This is a genomic window from Herminiimonas sp. Marseille-P9896 (genome assembly GCF_903993245.1).
Lineage (GTDB): Bacteria > Pseudomonadota > Gammaproteobacteria > Burkholderiales > Burkholderiaceae_D > Oxalicibacterium > Oxalicibacterium contaminans.
The window spans coordinates 854,187-874,466 of record NZ_CAJEVT010000002.1 but is presented as its reverse complement, the minus strand read 5'-3'; the positions used below and the strand labels follow the sequence as shown (position 1 = coordinate 874,466).

General features: G+C 54.7%; 24 protein-coding genes. 12 read left to right on the top strand and 12 right to left on the bottom strand.

All coding sequences use genetic code 11. The annotated features are described in order from the left end of the window. Positions 1-11: 11 nt before the first annotated feature. Both H7U06_RS09585 and H7U06_RS09580 read right to left on the bottom strand, forming a co-directional pair. A complete protein-coding gene (locus H7U06_RS09585; RefSeq protein WP_175625896.1) occupies positions 12-1,196 on the bottom strand; it encodes a diguanylate cyclase in 1,185 nt (394 codons plus the stop codon). A 143-nt stretch (positions 1,197-1,339) separates the two neighbouring features. Then, positions 1,340-2,923 carry a glucan biosynthesis protein gene (locus tag H7U06_RS09580; protein WP_175625895.1) on the bottom strand — a complete coding sequence of 528 codons (1,584 nt, stop codon included), beginning with the start codon at positions 2,921-2,923 and terminating at the stop codon, positions 1,340-1,342. 352 nt (positions 2,924-3,275) lie between these two features. Here H7U06_RS09580 and H7U06_RS09575 point away from each other — a divergent pair, with 352 nt between their 5' ends. Next, entirely contained in the window at positions 3,276-3,515 is a 240-nt protein-coding gene (locus H7U06_RS09575) for a hypothetical protein (RefSeq protein WP_175625894.1), read from the top strand. A gap of 219 nt (positions 3,516-3,734) precedes the next feature. Beyond that, positions 3,735-4,559 carry a D-alanyl-D-alanine carboxypeptidase family protein gene (locus H7U06_RS09570; protein ID WP_175625893.1) on the top strand — a complete coding sequence of 275 codons (825 nt, stop codon included), beginning with the start codon at positions 3,735-3,737 and terminating at the stop codon, positions 4,557-4,559. A gap of 52 nt (positions 4,560-4,611) precedes the next feature. Here the strand turns inward: H7U06_RS09570 and H7U06_RS09565 are convergent, their stop codons facing one another. Genes H7U06_RS09565 through H7U06_RS09555 form a run of 3 tightly spaced genes read right to left on the bottom strand, consistent with a single transcriptional unit; the run spans position 4,612 to position 7,001 of the window. Beyond that, positions 4,612-4,920: a DUF6587 family protein gene (locus H7U06_RS09565; protein ID WP_175625892.1), complete on the bottom strand. Its 309-nt coding sequence runs from the start codon at positions 4,918-4,920 to the stop codon at positions 4,612-4,614. After that, positions 4,917-6,749, bottom strand: a complete 1,833-nt coding sequence (locus H7U06_RS09560; RefSeq protein WP_175625891.1) for a ferrous iron transporter B — start codon at positions 6,747-6,749, stop codon at positions 4,917-4,919. The genes H7U06_RS09565 and H7U06_RS09560 overlap by 4 nt, the downstream gene beginning before the upstream one ends. A 12-nt stretch (positions 6,750-6,761) precedes the next feature. Beyond that, positions 6,762-7,001, bottom strand: a complete 240-nt coding sequence (locus tag H7U06_RS09555; RefSeq protein WP_175625890.1) for a FeoA domain-containing protein — start codon at positions 6,999-7,001, stop codon at positions 6,762-6,764. A gap of 221 nt (positions 7,002-7,222) precedes the next feature. On the opposite strand from H7U06_RS09555, the gene H7U06_RS09550 reads away from it, so the two are divergent. Next, positions 7,223-7,435 (top strand): DUF3820 family protein, encoded by a 213-nt coding sequence (locus H7U06_RS09550; protein WP_012079690.1) that lies wholly within the window; start codon positions 7,223-7,225, stop codon positions 7,433-7,435. A 4-nt stretch (positions 7,436-7,439) separates the two neighbouring features. On the opposite strand, the gene H7U06_RS09545 is transcribed toward H7U06_RS09550, so the two are convergent. Next, the gene (locus tag H7U06_RS09545) at positions 7,440-8,102 is read right to left on the bottom strand and encodes a TetR/AcrR family transcriptional regulator (protein WP_175625889.1); all 663 of its coding nucleotides are present in this window, start codon (positions 8,100-8,102) and stop codon (positions 7,440-7,442) included. Positions 8,103-8,188: 86 nt separating this feature from the next. Between H7U06_RS09545 and H7U06_RS09540 the strand changes: the two genes are divergently transcribed. From H7U06_RS09540 to H7U06_RS09520, 5 genes are read left to right on the top strand one after another with little or no spacing between them, the layout of a single operon-like run. Then, the gene (locus H7U06_RS09540) at positions 8,189-8,632 is read left to right on the top strand and encodes a nuclear transport factor 2 family protein (protein ID WP_175625888.1); all 444 of its coding nucleotides are present in this window, start codon (positions 8,189-8,191) and stop codon (positions 8,630-8,632) included. A 21-nt stretch (positions 8,633-8,653) separates the two neighbouring features. Beyond that, a complete protein-coding gene (locus tag H7U06_RS09535; RefSeq protein ID WP_175625887.1) occupies positions 8,654-8,857 on the top strand; it encodes a hypothetical protein in 204 nt (67 codons plus the stop codon). A gap of 52 nt (positions 8,858-8,909) precedes the next feature. After that, positions 8,910-9,392 (top strand): VOC family protein, encoded by a 483-nt coding sequence (locus tag H7U06_RS09530; protein ID WP_175625886.1) that lies wholly within the window; start codon positions 8,910-8,912, stop codon positions 9,390-9,392. A 20-nt stretch (positions 9,393-9,412) separates the two neighbouring features. Next, positions 9,413-9,841, top strand: a complete 429-nt coding sequence (locus H7U06_RS09525) for a YciI family protein (RefSeq protein ID WP_175625885.1) — start codon at positions 9,413-9,415, stop codon at positions 9,839-9,841. A gap of 45 nt (positions 9,842-9,886) precedes the next feature. Then, positions 9,887-10,414, top strand: coding sequence for an SRPBCC family protein (locus H7U06_RS09520; RefSeq protein ID WP_175625884.1), 528 nt, complete (start codon positions 9,887-9,889; stop codon positions 10,412-10,414). A gap of 61 nt (positions 10,415-10,475) precedes the next feature. Here H7U06_RS09520 and alkB read toward each other — a convergent pair whose 3' ends face one another. Continuing rightward, positions 10,476-11,123: a DNA oxidative demethylase AlkB gene (gene alkB, locus H7U06_RS09515; protein ID WP_217703451.1), complete on the bottom strand. Its 648-nt coding sequence runs from the start codon at positions 11,121-11,123 to the stop codon at positions 10,476-10,478. A gap of 225 nt (positions 11,124-11,348) precedes the next feature. On the opposite strand from alkB, the gene H7U06_RS09510 reads away from it, so the two are divergent. The 3 genes from H7U06_RS09510 (at position 11,349) to H7U06_RS09500 (ending at position 13,379) form a co-directional block, all read left to right on the top strand. Then, positions 11,349-11,909, top strand: a complete 561-nt coding sequence (locus H7U06_RS09510; protein ID WP_175625883.1) for a PadR family transcriptional regulator — start codon at positions 11,349-11,351, stop codon at positions 11,907-11,909. Further along, the gene (locus H7U06_RS09505; protein ID WP_175625882.1) at positions 11,909-12,739 is read left to right on the top strand and encodes a siderophore-interacting protein; all 831 of its coding nucleotides are present in this window, start codon (positions 11,909-11,911) and stop codon (positions 12,737-12,739) included. The genes H7U06_RS09510 and H7U06_RS09505 overlap by 1 nt, the downstream gene beginning before the upstream one ends. Positions 12,740-12,893: 154 nt before the next feature. Next, positions 12,894-13,379 carry a hypothetical protein gene (locus H7U06_RS09500; protein ID WP_217703450.1) on the top strand — a complete coding sequence of 162 codons (486 nt, stop codon included), beginning with the start codon at positions 12,894-12,896 and terminating at the stop codon, positions 13,377-13,379. 72 nt (positions 13,380-13,451) lie between these two features. Here H7U06_RS09500 and H7U06_RS09495 read toward each other — a convergent pair whose 3' ends face one another. The 3 genes from H7U06_RS09495 to H7U06_RS09485 all read right to left on the bottom strand — a co-directional run bounded on the left by H7U06_RS09495 (position 13,452) and on the right by H7U06_RS09485 (position 18,140). After that, complete coding sequence (locus H7U06_RS09495; RefSeq protein WP_230089555.1) at positions 13,452-15,329, bottom strand: FTR1 family protein; 1,878 nt, start codon at positions 15,327-15,329, stop codon at positions 13,452-13,454. Between the two features lie 246 nt (positions 15,330-15,575). After that, positions 15,576-16,886, bottom strand: a complete 1,311-nt coding sequence (locus H7U06_RS09490) for an MFS transporter (protein ID WP_175625880.1) — start codon at positions 16,884-16,886, stop codon at positions 15,576-15,578. A 351-nt stretch (positions 16,887-17,237) separates the two neighbouring features. Next, entirely contained in the window at positions 17,238-18,140 is a 903-nt protein-coding gene (locus tag H7U06_RS09485; protein WP_175625879.1) for a LysR family transcriptional regulator, read from the bottom strand. A gap of 103 nt (positions 18,141-18,243) precedes the next feature. Between H7U06_RS09485 and H7U06_RS09480 the strand changes: the two genes are divergently transcribed. After that, positions 18,244-18,858: an NAD(P)-dependent oxidoreductase gene (locus H7U06_RS09480; protein ID WP_175625878.1), complete on the top strand. Its 615-nt coding sequence runs from the start codon at positions 18,244-18,246 to the stop codon at positions 18,856-18,858. Positions 18,859-18,996: 138 nt separating this feature from the next. Here H7U06_RS09480 and H7U06_RS09475 read toward each other — a convergent pair whose 3' ends face one another. Then, a complete protein-coding gene (locus tag H7U06_RS09475; protein ID WP_175625877.1) occupies positions 18,997-19,494 on the bottom strand; it encodes a hypothetical protein in 498 nt (165 codons plus the stop codon). 126 nt (positions 19,495-19,620) lie between these two features. After that, a complete protein-coding gene (locus H7U06_RS09470; RefSeq protein WP_175625876.1) occupies positions 19,621-20,121 on the bottom strand; it encodes a DUF1269 domain-containing protein in 501 nt (166 codons plus the stop codon). Between the last annotated feature and the right edge of the window lie 159 nt (positions 20,122-20,280).

Here is a 20,280-nt window from a genome sequence, read left to right as displayed (position 1 = left end):
GCTATCCGGTGTCAGGCCGCGGCAGATACCAGGGTTTCCGTGCTGCTGTGCTCGTCTACCAGCACCCGGTTGCGGCCCTCGTTCTTGGCAGTGTACAACGCACGATCGGCGCGTATGCTCAAACGGTCAAAACTTTCACCGTCACGCCAGGTGGCGATGCCGATACTAATGCTGTAATGGCATTCGCCAAAAGCGCCTGAGATCAGGTGTCGTTCGGAATCCTCACGCAAACGCCGTGCGATCGCCAACGCCCCGTTGGTATCGGTATTCGGCAGCAGGATGCCGAATTCTTCCCCGCCCAGTCGTCCCAGCGCATCACCGTCTCGCAGGGAGGCCCGTGTCATGCGGGCAAATTCGCGCAGCACTTCATCTCCGCCAGCATGGCCGAATGTATCGTTAATGCGCTTGAAGTGGTCGAGATCAATAATCAGCAGGGACAAGGGTCGGGCCAGCTTTGCGGCACGCATGATCTGCTCGCGCGCCACTGCTTCCAGTCGTTTACGCGACATGGCTTCGGTCAGGTGATCGTGATTGGCTGCGTCTTCCAGCGTCGCCAGCATGGAATCATGGGTCAGCATTACAGCAGCCATGGTCATGGTCGGCAAGGTTACGGCACCGATGACCATTAGCACGATGTTCCAGAAGTTATCGAACATCATGGTGCTGGACGGCTCATCCAGCGTAATGAAGTAAATGCCACGGGTCAACTGGCATGCCGCGAAAATCAGCGCCAGGGCGGCAGCGAACCAATAGTTGTAGTGATTGCGATGCGGTGGTTTGTGCCGTAGCAAGACCACACTGGAAGAAACGCACAGTGTGCAGAAGAAGGTGGTCATGATCAGTACCCGCACCGGGATACTGTTAATGGCGTAGCGCCAGATGATCAGGCCCAACGCGATCAGGACGATGCTGCTTATCAGCAGCTTCCAGCGTGGCGGTTGCCCGACGAAACGCGCGCAGCCGACGAAATAATAGGCTGCGGCCAAAGCCAGCACGGTATTGGCGATGACGACGGAGATGAAATCCGGGATCAGGTCGCGCAAAGCCAGCAAAGGCAATGCAATCACTACCATCAGGTTGGACGCAAACCACTCCTGCACGCCCGGCACCGACGAACGCAGCAAGGAACCAAGCACTATCGCCATTGCGAGACTGAGCAACGCGGTGGTGGTCAGGATCGATGCGAGTGTCAGCATGAGCTAGAAGCCGGTTTTAGGTAATGGATACCTATTGTAATCGGCGTTAGCGGCAAAAACTTGATTCATTGCAACATTTGCCAGATCAAAATCGGCAAATGTTGTATGAATCGAGACTGCGTTTTAGTAACTGCCGGCAGCTGTTAATAGCTGCGATCGTTCGGCGGCGTCCACTGATACAACCAGGTTTCAGACAAAGGTTGACCATCGGCGGCCAGATACAGGCGCAGATCGATCGGCCCTTTGACGTCGTCCGCGATCTTCAGGTCGAAAATAGCGCGATAGCCTTTAATGTCGTGCAAAGGCCGCGCCGAAGTGATTTCCACCGTGCCGTGCGTCGCCGAGATGACCGGCACGACCTTCACGTCCTTGCCCAGCAAGGCGAAATCGCCGCCAGCGAAGTCGACCGCGAAGCGCCACGAGAAATAGGTGCGCTTCTTGCCGATCACGCCGCCGACGCCGGTGCGGGTCGCCACCACGGTTGCGGCCTTGGGTGCGTATGGCATCTGCGCGCCCCAGTGTAGTTTGTAGCCGTACAGCAGTTCCTGCCCGGCTTGTGGCTTGGCCTCCGGATTCCAGAAGGCGACGATGTTGTCGAAGGTTTCGTCGAGTGTCGGAATCTCGACCAGTTGCACCGAACCCTTGCCCCACCCTGCTTTAGGTTCCACCCACAGGCTCGGACGACGGTCATAAAACACGCCATCATCCTGATAGTGGTCGAAGTTGCGGTCGCGCTGCATCAGGCCAAAGCCGCGTGGATTCTCATCGGCGTAGGCATTGAAGCGCAGGTGTTCGGGATTGAGCAAGGGGCGCCAGATCCATTCGCCATTGCCGGTCCACATTTCGAGGCCGTCGGAATCATGGATTTCCGGACGCCAGTCATTGCTGATGCGGCGGTCGTTTTCGCCCATCTGGAACATGCTGGTCAACGGCGCGATACCCATGCGCTCTATGGTCTTGCGCGGATACAGCGCAACATCGACATCCATCAGGGTGGTCGCACCCGGTGCGATTTCAAAGCGGTAGGCTCCCGAGATGCTAGGCGAGTCGAGCAAGGCATACACCACCAAATGACTCGATTGCTTGCTGGGGCGCTCCAGCCAGAACTCACTGAAACGCGGAAACTCTTCCGGCCGCTCCATACCACAATCGATAGCCAGCCCGCGCGCCGACAGGCCGTACTGCCATTCGCCACCAACTGCGCGGAAATAACTGGCGCCGAGGAAAGCGGTAATGTCGCGCACCAGATCGGTATGAAAGTTGACGCGGAAACCAGCAAAGCCGAGATCCTTGGGCATCTCCGAACCTTTCAGTCCGCTTTTGCCATAGTTGAACATGGCCGGATCGTAAGCGATCTCGAGCGCTTTGCCATCCTTGACTTCATGGATCTTGACCGACTGGTTGGCATACATGCCGAGATGGAAAAACTTGACCTGAAAGCGCAATTTTTCCTGCGCCCACAAAGCGTGATCGTCGCGATAGCCGATGGCCTGGTATTGGTCCCAATCCAGCGCCTTGACTGCCGCCGGCACCGGATAATCGGGCGCATGGTAAGGCTGACTGGCCAGGGTGCGAGCGCGCCCTTTGAGCCATGCATAGTCGAAGGCTTCTGCCTTGCCCAGGGTTTTCAGGTTGGAATTGGCGCTGCCCGCTGCGTAAAGTGCGGGAGCATGAAATCCGGCCAGTGTCAGTGCGGCGGAAGCTTTGAGTAAATCACGACGTTGCATTGTGCTCCTTGATAGCTATATGTTCAGCACGCTTTGGCATGTCTGATGCAAGAACGTTCACTTTCTTGCAATAGGAAAATCATTTGTGTACGGGTGTAGCCCCGGTTTTACTAGCAATTCGCACGCCATCACAAGCTTACACTCATGCAATTCACCATTCTAGAATCCACTTTAGATTTAAAAGTAAAACTCCAATTAATCAATTGCTTGTAACATTAATTGAATGTGCTTTATGCGATGATGTGCCGGGGGCATGATTTGATAAAAAATGATTAATTGACCCATACCAAGACAAACCCCGCCCTGATTGGATACTATTTGCCTCTTACTCATACCAACGACAGGAGCATCCATGAGCGATCAGAACACAGACACGGCACCGGCAGAAGATACCTACAGCAGAAGCGAGATCCTTTCTTTCTGTCGCCATCTTGGCCGCAGCCTGAAAGGCAGCAACGAAGAAAGCAACACCGCCCTCGCCATGCACCTGATGCGTGAAGCCGAGTACCTGGGCAAAAACCAATTCGAAACCGTTGCCGATATGTTCGCAGCGGTAGCACACACGGTTGATCCTAACCTGCCGAAGAAATAATCTTCCGGCATCAATTCACAGAATTGAAACACCTGCTGCACTGCCTAAAAATTGTGCAGCAGGTATCACCCTCCACCACCTCCGCATACGCCGTTCAGAACATCTCTGAACAAATTAACATCCGTTACAAAAAATAGTCTGCTGCGCACTAGCTAACAGCAACTTTGCAGTAACAAACGAGGATATGATTCCCGCTCAAAGAAATTCATACGAGCGTTTATGATCCGTTCCATCCTCCTCGCTGTTGCCATCACCGCTGCCAGCTCTGCCTCTGCTACTACCGTCGGTTCCAAACATGCCATCGTGATTGATGAAAGCACTGGCCACGTCGTATTTGAAAAGAATGCCACCGACATCGTCCCCATCGCTTCGCTCACCAAGCTGATGACTGCGATGGTGGTACTCGATACCAAACCCGATATGCATGAGCGCATCACGGTCGCTGAAGAGGATGTCGACACCCTGAAGTTCAGCTCCTCACGCGTGCCGGTAGGCGCCGTATTATCGCGCCATGAATTGCTCGAGTTGGCACTGATGTCGTCCGACAATCGTGCTGCCCACGCGCTGGCCCGTAGCTACCCTGGCGGACTGGAACACTTCAAGCTGGCGGTGCGCAACAAGGCGCATATGCTCAACCTGCGCCGCACCAATATAGAAGAACCAACCGGCCTCTCGCCGTACAACACCTCGACCGCCAGTGACCTGGCCAGGCTCGCGCTGGCAGCATCCAAATATCCGGAAATCGAAAGAATAACGACTGTCAGCAATGACCTGATCGACGTCAATGGCTCGATGCGCCACTATCACAACACCAACAAGCTGGTCGGTGACAAGAACTGGGCTATCTCGCTGTCGAAAACCGGCTACACGCAGGAAGCCGGACGCTGCATCATCATGCGTGTACGTGCCGCTGGACGCGATGCCATCATGGTTTTATTGAATGCGCGTGGGAGTTCGAGCCGGACTGCGGATGCCAACTACCTGCATCGTTTGCTGACGAAAGAACATCATCAGCCGGTGATGGCCAAGCTCAATCTCAAGTAAGCCCGGCCGGATTGCAATCGCTTGAAGGATCAGGCGATTGCATTACTTCAGTTCAAATATGTCGCTGGAACTCCAGCGGCTTTGCTTCCAGCTTCGCTTCAGGCTCTGCTTCCGGATTTGATTCGCAGGTCGAGCACGTGCTGCAACCACTACCGCAACCACCACCAGAACTCTCACCCGGCATCAGAAAAGCACCGAGGCTGCGTAACAGATACGGCCGCGCAGGTTTACTCAAGATGGTCGCCAGCGCCTGTTGACGGGCGCGCATCCACTTCGGCATCAATTTGCGCAGCACGTACAGCGCACTGAAGAAAACAATCGCACCAATAATCACATCTTGCAGCAAGTCATACGCGCTCATGTCAGTGCCTTTGTAATCTGATAAGTCAGGAATGCGGCCAGATAAGCCAGGCCAAACAGATAACCTGCGGAGACGGCTACTGTACGCCAGGAATTGGTTTCACGTCGGATCACGGCCAGCGTCGACATGCATTGCGGCGCAAATACATACCAGGCCAGCAAGGACAAGGCCGTCGCCAGCGACCATTGCGCGGCAATCAAGGGGCCGAGTTGCGCGGCCACCGCTTCTTCGCTGCCCGACATCGCATATACGGTACCCAGCGCCGCCACCGCCACTTCACGTGCCGCCAGACCAGGAATCAGTGCAATACAGATCTGCCAGTTGAAACCGATAGGCGCAAAGACAGGTTCCATCAAACGTCCGAGCTGACCCGCCAGGCTGTAATCAATGGCAGGCAGAGTTGCGCCCGCAGGTGGCGCCGGGAAAGTCGAGAGGAACCACAGCAATACTGTCAGCGACAGGATGATAGTGGTCACACGGCGCAGGAAGATCAGCGCGCGTTCCCACAGGCCGATAGCGACGTTGCGCACGCCTGGCATGCGGTACGAAGGCAATTCCATCAGCAATGCGTGCTCGCTCTTATCCTTGCGCATGCGCTTGATAAACCAGGCCACCGCCATCGCACTGACGATACCGGCCACATACAACACAAACAGCACGATACCCTGCAGATTAAAGATGCCCCACACCGTGCTGGCCGGAATGAAGGCCGCGATCAGCAAGGTATACACCGGCAAACGTGCCGAACAAGTCATCAGCGGCGCAACCAGGATGGTCGTCAAACGATCCCGCGGGTCCTGGATGCTGCGCGTTGCCATGATGCCGGGAATCGCGCAGGCAAAGCTGGACAGCAAAGGAATAAAGGAACGTCCGGTCAACCCGGCCTTGAACATCAGGCGATCCAGCAGGAAAGCCGCACGCGGCAGGTAGCCGGATTCTTCCAGCACCAGGATAAAGAAGAATAAGATCAGAATCTGCGGCAGGAACACCAGCACCGCACCCAGCCCGGCAAACAAACCATCCACGACCAGGCTGCGCAGCAAACCATCCGGCAAAGTCGCGGCGAACCACTCGCCGGTGACGGTCACGCCTTCGGTTATACCGTCCATCAAAGGCTCGGCCCAGGAAAACACCGCCTGGAAAATAAAGAACATCACCAGCGCCAGAATCGCCAGGCCAAACACCGGATGCAGCACCCAGCGATCTATCGTGTCGTCTATGCCGGAAGTCGCGGTTGGCATCACTACCGCTGCCGCCAGTATCTTGCGTACCTGATCATGCACTTCTCCTTCGTGCACCACCGGCGCGACCATATCCTTGGCCACCACTTTATCCAGATGCGCGACCAGGTCTTGTGCACCACCGGTCTGGATGGCGACGGTTTCAATCACATCCATGCCGAGCTGACGTTGCAACTCTTCGCGATTGATAGTGACGCCACGTTTGCGCGCCGCATCCATCATATTCAGCGCCAGCACCATCGGGCGTCCGAGGCGTTTGACTTCGAGTACGAAGCGCAAATGCAGGCGCAGATTGGTCGCATCCACCACGCACACGATCAGCTCCGGCACCGCTTCGCCAGCGCGTCGACCGAGGCAGATATCACGTGTAATCACTTCATCCGGGCTGGTGGCGTCGAGGCTGTATGCGCCCGGCAAATCCAGCAGGCTGAAGACGCGACCGGATGGCGCAGTGAAGCGCCCTTCTTTACGCTCCACCGTCACGCCAGCGTAGTTCGCTACTTTCTGGCGGCTTCCGGTCAGTTGATTGAATAAGGCAGTCTTGCCACAGTTAGGGTTGCCGACAAGCGCAATGCGGGAGATGGACATGAAATATAAAAATTAGCTGGCGACGTGCACGCGCACGCGCTGCGCTTCAGAACGACGTAAAGCAAAACGGGTAAAGCCGATTTGCACTAAAAGAGGATCAGCGCCTATAGGTCCGCGCGCCACGATGCGCACCGGCTCACCGGAAACAAAACCGAGTTCACGCAAGCGTTTGGCTATCGGGTCCACGCCATCGACATTGATCACGTCGTCGACTACGGCAAAAGTAAAGGGAGGCAATTCGGAAAGATTCACAGCAAGCCAATACAAATAACAATGATTCTCATTATAAGACAATTCTGTAGAGAGGATAAGGCGGGAAAAGTTTCACGCGGCTAATAAATTGGTGCAATTTAATTTGCGCCCGACACTTTTTCTTTATCATTTACATACGCAAAATATGCGTACGCCATTATCGTCGCTCCCATCAGCGCACAGCTTTATTTTTTACGTCAGCAAATACAAACACACCAGACATGAACCAGGAAGCACTGCAACTACTCGTCACCCGCACCATGCCTTACGGGAAATACAAGGACAGGTTGCTGGCCGATTTACCCGGTCACTACCTGGGCTGGTTTGCGCGTGAAGGTTTTCCGTCTGGTGAACTGGGCAGCCTGATCGCACTCATGTATGAACTGGATCACAATGCCTTGCGGCATTTGCTGGATCCATTGCGCCAACCTTAAGCAGTCAACCCCAGCCGCGCGCCAGCGGCATACCAAACTCCACCATATCGATCAGACGTTGCCCTATCGCTGCCGCCTGCTCATCATTCAGGCTACGCAAAGGCCCGTCTATCGAGAGCATGGCCAGTCCGTGCACTGCCGACCATGCCAGGAACTCGGCACCTGCGCGGCGTTCCGCTCCCATCGCACCTGCCGCCACCAGTTCGTCCAGCGCTGAACCCAGCAACTGGAATGGCGTGAGGCCACTCTCCCCGGCCATTGCCGGTGTCTGCGCCTGCTGCAAATCTTCATGCACCGAGAATGCCGTGCGGAACAAGCCTGGCTCGGCGCGCGCGAAACGCAAATAGCCAGTACCGACGGCACGCACATGCGCACGCGCCAGATCCGCAGCATTGCCATTGTCGACACATGCTTGCATTTCAGCTTCTATCGCCAGCGCCAGTTGCGACTGAGCGACAAAGCAAACCGCCTGCAATAAGGCATTGCGATCGGCAAAGTGCCGGTACGCGGCATTCGGTGCCACCCCGACCTGCCGCGTCACTTCACGCAATACCACTGCAGTCGGCCCTCCTGCCCGCGCCATCTGCGTTCCCGCTTCCAGCAAAGCCCGGTACAAATCCCCGTGGCGGTAAGTATTGCGCTTAGGAACCACTACTTTTTTCGTCATTTTGAATAAATGTGTACGCCGTACACTAGTTGTACTATTATTTATGAACACTGTACACAACAACTACCTTCCATAGGAGAAACAGTATGAGTCAGGAGACAAATAACACTGCAGCAGAAGCAGAAATCCGCGCATTGATCGATAGCTGGATCAAGGCCGCCAGTGCCGCCGATGTCGATGCGACGATGGCGCACTATGCCCCCGATGTCATCGCCTACGATGCCATCCTGGCCTTGCAATTCAAGGGCTGGGATGTATACAGAAAGCATTGGCAGATGTGTATGTCTATGTGTTCCGCCATGAGCTTCAAGGTGCATGACCTGCACATCGCAGTTGACGGCAATGTGGCGTTCAGCCATTGCCTGAACCGCTGCGGCGGCGTAGACAAGGATGGCAAGGAGCAGACCTCATGGATGCGTTCAAGCACCGGATATCGCAAGATAGATGGCAAATGGAAAATCGTGCATGAACACTTCTCGGCACCCTTCGACATGGAAACCAGCAAGGCCTTGTTCGACCTGCAACCCTAAGCCCAGCGATCAGAAGCAGCCATGAACATCCCAGCCGGAGCACCAGCGTTGAGTACCAGCGAGGCCGACTACCTGCAAATGATTCAACGCTTTGACCAGCTGTGGGCGGTCGGCCAGGCTGAACACGAGCAGGCCGAGATGCAAAGCCTGCTGCAACAAATAGAGCAATACGAAGCACACCACAGAGACTACAACGGCGAATCCGGCAACAAGGTCCGTCCATAGAGTCCATGCAACAGACAGGGACCATACATCTGATATCCACGAGGAGCACACCATGAGTAAGCCAGCAGTGAAAGCCATCCCGGAAGGAATGCATAGCCTGACCCCACACCTGGTATGTGCCGATGCAGCGGCCGCCATCGAGTTTTACAAGAAAGCCTTTCACGCCACCGACGCTTCAGTACTACCCGGCCCCGGCGGCAAGATCATGCACGCCCATCTGCGCATCGGTGATTCATCGCTGATGCTGATGGATGAATATCCGGAATTCTGTTCGTTCGGCCCCAAGTCGCTGAAAGGTAGTCCGGTCACCATCCATCTCTATGTGGAAAACGCTGATGCCGTCTACAACCGCGCGGTCGCAGCCGGAGCCATCGCCAAAATGCCGATGGAAGACACCTTCTGGGGTGATCGCTATGGCGTAGTGGAAGATCCATTCGGCCATTCATGGTCGATCGCTACCCATATACGCGATATGAGCCCGGAAGAAATACGTGAAGGTGCACAGAAAATGTGTGCCGAAGAACCAGCCAAATAAAACCCGAGAGGAGCATCAATATGCGCTTCATGATCATCATCAAAGCAGACAAAAACACGGAAGCCGGTGTCATGCCGGATGAAAAACTCTTTACCGAGATGGGCAACTTCAATGAAGAACTGGTAAATGCCGGCATCATGCTGGCCGGTGACGGCTTGCACCCAAGCTCGAAAGGTGCACGCGTCAGATTCTCAGGCGACAAACGCACGGTCATCGACGGCCCATTTCCAGAAACGAATCAACTCATCGCCGGTTTCTGGATCTGGAAAGTGAAGTCGAAAGAAGAAGCGATCGAATGGGTCAAACGCTGTCCCAACCCGACCGGAGCTGAATCGGAGATCGAAATCCGCCAGATATTTGACATGGAAGATTTCGGCGCCGAGCTAACGCCAGAGCTGCGGGCACAGGAAGAACGCCTGCGCGCCAAAATGGAAGCGGACCAGAACTGACTCCACTACAAGCACCCATAACAACGACTAACAACGGGACCATCCATGTTCAAAATCATCGCCATCGCAGTACTGGTTGTCATCATCGCCATCCTAGTCTTTGCCACCACCAAGCCGGACACCTTCCGCGTCGAACGCACAACGACCATCAAGGCGCCACCGGAAAAGATATATCCACTCATTAACGACTTCCATAGCTGGACCACATGGTCGCCATATGAGAAAAAAGATCCGGACATGAAACGCACACACAGTGGCGCAGCCAGTGGCCAGGGTGCAGTTTATGAATGGGATGGCGACAAGAACGTCGGTAAGGGACGGATGGAAATCACCGAGTCATCGCCTGCATCACGCATCGTGATCAAACTGGACTTCCTGGCGCCGTTCGAAGCACACAATACGGCAGAATTTACCTTGCAGCCGCAGGGCGATGCCACCCAGGTGACCTGGAGCATGTACGGTCCGGCCAACTATATGTCCAAGCTGATGAGTGTCTTTTTCAATATGGACAAAATGGTCGGCGATGATTTTGCTATCGGTCTCGCCAATCTGAAAGCGGCCGCAGAGCAATAAACCAGCGGCTGCATGCAAGCATGCCTGAAGCGAATATTCAAATTAAGAATGAATATTCAAATCAGGCTGCCTTGCGTAAGGTCAGGTTAATCCTGCGACCACCCAGCAAGGGATGTGTCGCCTGCTTCAGCGCCAGCACACCGTGGTAGCGCAATCTCGCAGGCCCGCCCCACACCACTACATCACCATGCTGCAAGGGCACACGCACCGGCTTATCGCTACGCGCATCACCGCCGAACTGAAACACGGCAGGTATGCCTAGCGATACCGACACGATGGGCTGGCGGAAGTCATGCTCATCCTTATCCTGGTGCAGCGACATGCGCGCACCCGGCTCATAGCAATTGATCAGACAGGCATCCGGCGTGAAGTCCGTAAAGCCTGCCGACGCCGCTGCGTCTTTCGCCAACCTCAGAAACGCATCCGGCATCTGCGGCCACGGCTGGCCACTGACAGGGTCGATCGCATCGTAGCGATAACCCGTTCTATCAGTGACCCAGCCGTAATCACCGCAATTCGTCATTGCGACCGACATGCGAAAACCACCCGGGGTATGCATATGGCGAAACGGTGCGACCTCACACACACTAGTCACGCCAGCCAGCAAGTCAGCCTCGTGCGCCAGCGCATAAGCACGCAGCACCGTCGCACCTGCGCACAAGTCTTCGCGCCAGCTACGCCGCTCTTCTATTCCATCAAACAAGTCCAAATCCGATACCCCGTTATCTATCTACATGGCACTCACATACACCAGAGCGACATTATCGCCATACGTAGCAAAGCTTGCTGCGCACAGGGGAAATCTTGAGTTTATTGCCTTTGAGCACCAATCCGCTCAGCTAACTCTACTCCAAATATTTACCCTATCTAATTTGACTTAGACTGCATTTAGATATATCGTAATTGTTCTAGATATAAACTAGATAGGAAAAACATGAAACATCATCAACATTCTCACTGCCATATGGCCAGCCGCAGCGACGGCGATGATATCGGTGGCGGCAGAGGCCGCCGCATGACAGGCGAAGGACGCATATTCGGCCACGGTGGCTTGCGCTTCGTACTGCTGCACCTGATATCCGAGAAACCAAGCCACGGCTACGAATTAATCAAAGCAATTGAAGAACGCCTGGACGGCACATACAGCCCGAGCCCGGGCACGGTTTACCCCACCCTCACCCTGCTGGAAGAACTGACGCTGCTCAGCGTCGATGAAGCCGACCAGGGCGGACGCAAGCGTTATCAAATCACCCAAGCCGGTTTGCGTCACCTGGAAGAAAACCGTCCTATGGTAGACGCCATGCTGCTGCGCCTGAATGGCGGCGTCGATGGTGCCGGCCTGCGTGGCGGTCGTCCACCGCAAGTCAAACGGGCTATCGAAAACCTCAAGCTCGCGATGCGCCTGCGCCTGTCCGGCGAAGCGCTGACAGCGGAACAAGCCAACGCCTTTGCCGCCATCCTCGATCGCGCAGCCCAACAATTGGAGCAAATTTAATGACAGCCAACCTTCCCCCAGCTGCCACCCAACCCGACCGCACACCGAAACGTGTGCGCCACACCTTGCGCTTCCGCGCACTGGAAGTCGTCAAGACCGAACGCGTCACACCACATCTCTTACGCATTACGCTCGGTGGTGACGAACTGGCTGACTTCGTCAGTCCGGCCTTTGACGATCACGTCAAACTATTCTTCCCTGATGAAAATGGCGTCCTGACCTTGCCAACGAGCGGCCCGGATGGTCCGGTCTGGCCGGATGGCGCCAAACCGACCATGCGTGATTACACACCGCGTGGTTACGATCCTGTCGCCAGGACGCTGGAGATTGATTTCGCACTACACCTGGCGGGACCGGCAACACGCTGGGCCGAGCAAGCCGCCCCTGGCCATCGCATCGGTGTAGGCGGACCACGTGGCTCATTCATCGTGACCACAGATTTTGACTGGCATCTGCTGGTCGGTGACGACACTGCCCTGCCTGCGATCTCACGTCGTCTCGCCGAATTGCCTGCAGGCGCACACGCCATCGTCATCGCCGAAGTTGATTCCGCTGACGACCAGGTAGACTTGCCGAGTGCTGCCAACGTGCAAATCATTTGGGCCTATCGCAACGGTGCAAGTGCAGGTACATTCCCTTTGCTGACCGCACTGGAACAAAGCGTACTGCCAGAAGGCGATTTCCACGCCTGGGTAGCCTGCGAATCAGCAGCAGCCAAAGCCGTACGCACGCATTTAATCGATGTGCATAAAGCGAATCCGAAATGGATACGCGCCTCCGGCTACTGGCGCAAAGGTAGTGCCGATACGCACGACTCTATCGACGACTGAAAACAAAACCCGGCATCAGGGGTTAAAACAAAAGCCCGCTGATGCGGGCTTTTTACTTTACACAAGACGAGCATCCCTGCCGCAACGCTGCTCTCAACTTTATTCACAGCCTGTCGTTAATGAAGCATTAACTGCCCATCCCACAGGTTTGCAGATGAACATCACATCCGTTAACAGTTCCACAATTCCGGCGCCGAACTCGGCACAAGACCGCGTCCCTGCGCAGGCTAACGGGCAAACAGATGCAGAGTCCAGTGAAAAATCATCCGGCACCCGGGTCACACTCTCTGACCTCGGCCAGGCACTTGCCGCAAAACGACAAGCAGCGAACCAGCCTGTCAAGAATCAGGACATAGACAAGAGCAGCCTGCCCGATACCATCAAGGACTTACTCAAGCGCATACGCGAGCTGCAGGAACAAATACGCGAGCAACAGCAAAAGCTGAATACCATCATGGCGAATCAAAGGCTGAGTCCCGAGCAAAAGCAGGAACAGATGCAGCAAATACAAGCCACCATCAATTCATTGAGTGGCGCGCTTAACTCTGCTTACGGGCAGTTGAATAAATTAACGCGCGACCTGGATCTGACCAAAGAACAGCAAATGTCGGTGGCATCCTTGCTGGCAACTTCTGTATAAGGTCAGCGCAAGATAAGCTAATAAAAAAGCCCGCATCAGCGGGCTTTTTTTGTACTGCGTTATCGCACTGCCTTACTTCGCATTCGCCTGACGGCGCGACAGCCAGATACCGAGTATCACGAGCACCAGCACGATCGCTTGCGTGCCGACACCTTGTACGGTCGGGTGTATGCCCAGCAGCGGCACAGTGATGAAGTTAAAGCGATCCGCTTCGATCACGCCAGCCTCTTGCAGCGCGGCGATGCCGTTACCGGCAAACACCACTGCCAGGAATGCCAGCAAGGCCGAAGTCACGCCAAAGAACGGACCGATAGGCAGGCGTATGCTGTACTTCAGGATCGCCCAGCCGATGATCGCCAACAGTACAGCCGCAGTGGCGATCCCGCTCAGTACCGCGACGTGGCCATCGTTGCCGACCTGCACCCACAAAGCTTGATAGAACAGGATGATTTCAAACAGCTCACGGTAAACCGCAAGGAAGGAAACACCTGCCATCGCCCACACCGTTTTCTTTTCCAGCGCAGCGCTGACGTGTTCACGGATGAATTTTTGCCAGGCTTGTGCGTAGGATTTGCTATGCAACCAGTAACCGACGTATAGCAACATGGCAGCCGCAATCAGCGCAGTAATACCCTCCGTCAATTCGCGGTTCGCGCCGGAGATATTGATTACATAATTCGCGATGACCCAGGTCAGGATGCCCAGCGCAACTGCCGCCATCCAGCCGTAATGGATGTAACGCAAGGCGTCACGGCGACCAGTCTTGACCACGAAGGAGATGATCGCGGCCAATACCAGGATTGCTTCCAGGCCTTCACGCAACAGGATGAGCAAGGCACTGATGAAGGCTGTGGTTGCCGACAAGTCGCCGGACAGCGCTTCTTCCGCATCATCGAGCAAGGCTTCGATGTCTTGCACCTGCTTGCTGACTTCTTCGACTGGCTTGCCCGCACCTATCGATGCACGCAAGGCCATCATTTCCAGTTCGATTTTTTGGCGCAGTACGCCGTCTGCGTTATCCAGACTACCCTCAACCAGCTCGAAGCCTTCAAGGTAAGCGGTAATCGCCAGTTGACGCGCTGTGCCGGCATCACCAGCCTGATACGCGGCCAGCGATTGCGCCAGTTTTTCACGTGAGAATTGCAATGGCGAAGGCGCAGCAACCTTGATCGCTTCCGGGTGCCTGGTCAGATAGCTTTGCACTTTGGTGAGCGCGCTGCCGCCGCTTTGTTCTATCTCATCAGGTGTTTGTGTAACCAGTGCACGCAGATTGGTAAATTCTTTCTTGCCTGTGCCATTTTTCCATTCGGCTTCACCCTGCTTCACTTCCTCATCCGTACCGCGCAAGGTACCGACAAAGAAGGCAAGTGCCCACCGATCTTCTTCTGTGATTTCAGTGAAAGGACGCATAGGCGTGCCGCCTACTCCCAGCGCGATGGTGTTGTACAGGCCGTAGATGCTGCGCACTTTCATGCGCCCCTGGTCATGGAAGTCACTAGGCTCAGGGTCCATGCCTTTGGAGAGCGGACCATCGCCACGACCAGTAGTGCCGTGACAGGCCGCGCAGTTCGCCGCATACAGTTGTGCCGCGCGCGCCAGATCAGGCGTGCCTTTCGGCGCCACTGCCACTTTGTAGACGCGGATGACATCTGCGCGCAAAGCGTTAGCCTGCTTCGATACTTCCGCACCTTCTGCCTTACCGGCGATAGCTTTACGCAGTGCCTGGCCTTTATCGAGCAGGCTGGCCTGCTCGGCGTTGGCCGGCATTTCCTTTAGCAAGCTCAAAGCCTGGGTAGAAAACTCCAGTTGCTCTTCAAACTCGGACTGGTTCAGCACTTTCCCGTTTTGCACAAACTCCGGATAGTCGACGCTGATGTAATCAAGCATGTGCACCACGGTCTGCGCTTTTTCGTCATCGGTGGTCGCCGCCACGCTGTATGCGCTCAGCAAGAGGCTCAATACGAAAAAGACAAATAGGTGGATGGTAGAGACCCGGGATGTATGTTGAAGATGCATTGTTAAAAAAGTGTGAGGAAAGAAAACCTCGATGGTAGCAGATAATATGAGAATGTTTCTCATTACCATTTATCCATATATGGATTTCCAGCCTCCTCTTAAATCCTTTTGTGCATGGCACGCACAATAAAAAAGCCCGCATCAGCGGGCTTTTTTTAGTCAGTGACTAGTAAGCAGAGCTTACTTGTTCACCAGTGAACGTGGTTGCAACAGTGCCAGGCATGCGCCCAGTACCAACGCACCAGCGACGAAGTACATACCAGCGTTGGTGCTGCCGGTTACGTCTTTCAACCAGCCGACGATAGTCGGGCTGACGAAGCCAGCCAGGTTACCGACCGAATTGATCAGGCCGATACCAGCTGCCGCTGCAGCGCCACCCAGGATTGCGCTTGGGTAGGTCCAGAACACAGGCATGGTCGACAACATACCAGCGGTACCGAGCGACAAGGCCATCAGTGCCAGTACGACGTTGTTGCCGTAGACGGTGCTGAGGAACAAGCCGAGGCCGCCGAGTGCACTTGCAATCGCAAAGTGCCAACGACGCTCACGCATGCGGTCAGCGCTACGTGCCACCAGCAAGGTAGCAATCACGCCGCAGGTGTATGGAATCGCGGTCAACAGGCCAACATCCAGCGCGTCTTTCACGCCGGAAGCCTTGACCAGGGTTGGCAGGTAGAAGCTGATACCGTACAGACCCATCATGCAGCAGAAGTAGATTGCAGCCATCAGCCAAACTTTTGGATTGGTGAAGACGCCTGCTACCGAGTGCGACTTTTCGCCGCCGGCATTGTCTTTTGCGATGTTGGCTTCGAGGATCGCTTTTTCATTCTCCGACAACCACGACGAAGCGCGGATGCTGTTAGGCAGGTAGAACAAAGTCATGATACCGAGCGCCAGCGATGGCAAGGCTTCCAGCAGGAACAGCCATTGCCAGCCGTGCCAGCCATTCATGCCAGCGAAGGCATTCATGATCCAGCCCGACAAAGGACCACCAACTACACCAGCGATAGGAATACCAATCATGAACAATGCGTTCATGCGGCCGCGACGCGAAGTCGGGAACCAGTAGGTCAGGTACAGAACGATGCCTGGGAAGAAACCAGCTTCTGCAACACCCAGCAGGAAGCGGATGACGTAGAACATGGTTGGTGTCGTGACGAACATGGTCGCAGCCGACAGGATGGACCATGTAATCATGATGCGGGCGATCCAGCGACGGGCGCCGACCTTGTGCATGATGATGTTGCTTGGTACTTCAAACAGGAAGTAACCGATGAAGAAGATACCGGCGCCAAGGCCGTAAATGGTTTCGCTGAATTGCAGGTCGTTCAACATGCTGAGCTTGGCGAAGCCCACGTTGACGCGATCAAGGTAAGCGGCAACGTAGCAAAGGAACAGGAAAGGCAGCAAACGCAGGGTTACCTTGGCGTAAATGCTGTCCTCCAGCTTGGTACGATCGCTGGCGGTAGTACTGAGAGGAATGGAGCTCATATATAAGTGTTAAATCAGAATTGTCAGGCCGAAAGCACAGAAGGAGATAAACTGCCCTCTGATCATGCCGGATGGTGCACTGCCTCAAAAAGACAGGTGCTATCTACTAAACTGCTACAAATGCTGGATTGACAGACGTTTGCGGGTGCCGGTTTGGGATATTACCGGGCATGGATAGGTGGCCAGTTTTGCTGACTTGGCGATCATAGCACCCGGTTTTTTGCACACACATGCAAACAATTCATCTACAGATGAAAATAATGCTGCAGGACAGCAATGCAAAATTCATCTGTTTTCAGAATATAAACGGATGCCGACCAACGAATTATTGCTGCACTTGCAAATTTATCATCAGATCGCCTGATCCCAGTCCGGCTCTTCCGTATACCGCTCCGCCAGGAAATCCAGCATGGTGCGCAAAGTCGCGGGCATATGTTTGCGCGACGCATATACACCGAATACGCCAAACTCCTGTGGATGGTATTCCGGCAACAAGGCTTGCAACTGCCCTGAACGGATTAAGGGTGCCACCAGGAAGGTAGGCAGCAATGCCACCCCTGCTCCGGCCAACGTCGCCTGTACCAGCGAAGTTGCATCGTTGGCACTGATATTTCCTTTTACCGCAACATTCACCGGCTCATCGCCACGCTCCAGCAACCACACACTGCCGTAGTAAGCATGCGTCAGGCAGTTATGCAGCGCTAGTTGTTCCGGCTGCGTTGGCCGGCCGTGTTCGCGCAGATAAGCAGGCGCTGCACATACCACCGAGCGACACACAGTCAGGCGACGTGCGATCAGATTCGGGTCCAGCTCTTTGCTGACACGTATCGCCAGATCGATGCGTTCTTCGACCAGGTTCACTACCCTGTCCAGCAAAAGCATATCGACCGTCACGCCTGGATACTTCTTTACATAGTCAGCCACCGCTGCCGCCAATTGCGCCTGTCCGAACGAAGTACTGACCGTGATACGCAGCAAACCCTGTGGCGCATCCTCCGGAATCGCCACGGCGTTTTTCATATCCGTAGTCAGTTCCAGCATTTGCCTGCAGCGCGGCAGCATCTCGGCTCCGGCTGCGGTCAGGCTCAGCTTGCGTGTAGTCCGGTGCAATAAGCGCGCTCCGGCCCACTCTTCCAGCTCCGCCAGGTAACGGGAGACGACCGGGCGCGACAGGTCGAGCTGCTCCGCAGCGGCAGACTGGCTGCCGCTATCGACTACACTGACAAACACTTGCATTGCGGTGATGCGATCCATGATTTGACCGATTTTAGAAACAAACTATCTAGCATAATACGCTTTTTATATCTGCTTTAAGCAACTAAGCTACCTACGTCACTTAACCCTTTAGGAGCAACATATGAGCAAGATTGCCATCATCGGTGCCACTGGTCGTGCCGGTAGCCAATTACTGGAAGAAGCCCTGCGTCGCGGTCATAGCGTCACAGCCATCGCACGCAATACAAGCAAACTGGCAGGTCGTCCCGGCGTAAAGACCGTTGATGTGGACGTACTGGATGCGGCAGCTTTGGAAAAAGCAGTGGCCGGACATGATGCTGTGTTCAGTGCGGCACACTTCAGCGGCATCCCTGCCAGCGCGATTATCAATCCGGTCAAAAAATCTGGCGTCAAACGCTTGCTGGTGGTCGGCGGCGCAGGCAGCCTGCTGGTCGCACCCGGCGTGCGCGTCATCGACTCGCCAGACTTCCCGGAAGCGTACAAGGCAGAAGCAACTGCCGGCGGCATCTTCCTCGATACACTGCTGCAAGAAAAAGAACTGGACTGGACCTTCCTGTCGCCATCTGCAGAATTCGTCGAAGAAGCCCGCACGGAAAAATTCCGCTTGGGCAAAGACCATCTGCTGGTCGATGCAAATGGTCGCAGCTGGATCTCGTTCAAGGATTATGCGATTGCCTACATCGACGAACTGGAAAAACCAGCACACAGCCGTCAGCGCTTTACCATCGGCTATTAATCAGGAATCACACTGATTAAAACAAACAGAAAAAAACGGTGAGGTCTGGACAGACTCTCACCGTTTTTCACAAGCGCGACTTTTTTGCACTATGCGCAGCACAACTGATCTGCAGTACAACTTATTCTGCAGTACAGCTTATCTTTCTGTTTGTTCCAACTTCCAGTACATGGCCGCTGCGACCATACCGAAAATCACGTGGGCCAGCATGGTGGTCCAGCCCCGCATTTCAGTAAACCACGAGAAGAAACGTACCATGCCGTAGAAGTTAAACAGGTACACCAATACACCAAATACAGCACCGGTCAGCAAGACCATACCTATGCTTGAATCAAAACGGAAAGGTACGATAATCGCAGCCAGTACCAGACCCAGTCCTATACCCAATACATAATGCGTAACAAGCGCCACGCTGACTACTTCCAGACTGAAGTCAGTGGATTGCAGCGCATCCCGTCCGAGCACGATCGCGGCAATCATGTGTGACGTCACCCATGGACTTGTGCCCTGGATAATCGTCGACCAAAGTAGTTCCAACACCATTAAAACCGCGCCTGCCGCAAACCCGGAAACCGCTGCCACAGTCCAATCTGGCATGCGTTGCTCCCAACGATGCGAATGCATGTGAAGTTCCATAGCAACCTCCGTTAAAAATACAGTCACCGATCACTTGCCTGCGGACTCGGTAACTACCCTATCTGCACCCTGCCGTTGTATGTCCGCTCCGGTAACGGCATGAAGCATTACAACCACGCAGCTCGTTTATGGGAAAACCGGGATATGTGGTTCTTCACCACTAAAGCGAATTTCCGGATGACGTTCTGCCAGCATCTTTTCAATTTCCTCAACGCGACGTGCAGGTACATGCACGATCATCAGCACCTTGCCGCGTTCCAGTTCCGGCATGAATTTTTTCAGCTGTGAATTCGGCATCGCCGCGGCAGCCATACTGGAAGCCCAGCCACCGAACAGGATACCCATCAGGGTCGTCACCAGTACGGTTGCCGGTCCCACATCGTAGTAATTGATCAGCAAGGCACCGAAAGCGGCACCAAGTATTGCGCCCATGATCATTCCGGCTACAGCACCGTGCAGCACATCGGTTTTAACGAGGAAGTTAGCTTCCGGCAAATCATGTGGAAGCGGCGCACCACCAGAAATAAAGCTCACGTATTTTTGCTCGATACGGCTGAGCAACATATTGTCAAAGGCGCGACGGGCACTATTGATATCCGGAAGAAAATAATAAAGTCTGTGTCTCATGATGTCTCCTTTACTTACCTGCTCCCAAATTCAGTATAGGCAGTTTGTGCGGACATGCAATGCACAAGTGTTTGCCTGCGCGCAATGAAAAATGCCTGCTATCCACATATGTAAACACAGGATAAAACTTGCCGAAAAACAGCATCGTCTGCAGGCTCT